Origin of the sequence: Neobacillus paridis (assembly GCF_016765675.1) — a bacterium.
GTDB lineage: Bacteria > Bacillota > Bacilli > Bacillales > Cytobacillaceae > Neobacillus > Neobacillus paridis.
The window spans coordinates 1-536 of sequence record NZ_JAESWB010000154.1; the positions used below are offsets into that span (position 1 = coordinate 1).

The following is a 536-nucleotide window of genomic DNA, read 5'->3' on the forward strand; positions in this document are numbered from 1 at the left end:
CATGTTCGCAAGCTTGGGACAGATGGGCGGCAAGACGCTGCGCTCGATTGGCCTGGCACGCACAAGGCTGCACCTGAACTGGAAGGTCGCTGCTTACAACCTACAGCGCTTCGTCTATCTGAAGGATGCCGGGGTCGAGGCATGCTGATGCCCGAGGTCCGTCCGGATCGCTGAAAACGAGCAGCACAACCTGAAAAAGAGGTTGGGAAAGAACGACGCCCGCGCGTTGCTGGCTCACATCCTTTATCGGCACAAGGAACATGGAGGCCTTTACCGAGGATGATGGCCGCATTGCGATCTGGCCGCAGGGAGGTGGTTTTCAACGGCTCCTGTGCGCGGAGGATGTCGCCATTCAGTATGTTGTGGCGCCGGCGCTTGTCATCTGCCGCGGCACTGTGACGGCGGAATTCCTTGCTCAAGACGTGGTGCTTCCCTGCTTCAGCGACGGCAGCGCCTGGAACGGCTGAGGCATGCCTCGCTTCGACGAGGAGACGGACCTGAGAATCGTCTCGCTCATGCCGGATCTGTCCTATAAC

General features: G+C 59.7%; 1 protein-coding gene. It reads left to right on the plus strand.

The annotated features are described in order from the left end of the window. Positions 1-260: 260 nt before the first annotated feature. The gene (locus JK635_RS28295; protein ID WP_202653518.1) at positions 261-467 is read left to right on the plus strand and encodes a hypothetical protein; all 207 of its coding nucleotides are present in this window, start codon (positions 261-263) and stop codon (positions 465-467) included. Positions 468-536: the final 69 nt, after the last annotated feature.

Bases quoted from the DNA above. Each gene is read 5' to 3' on its own strand.
- JK635_RS28295 (WP_202653518.1), top strand. From the start codon at position 261: ATGGAGGCCTTTACCGAGGATGATGGCCGCATTGCGATCTGGCCGCAG.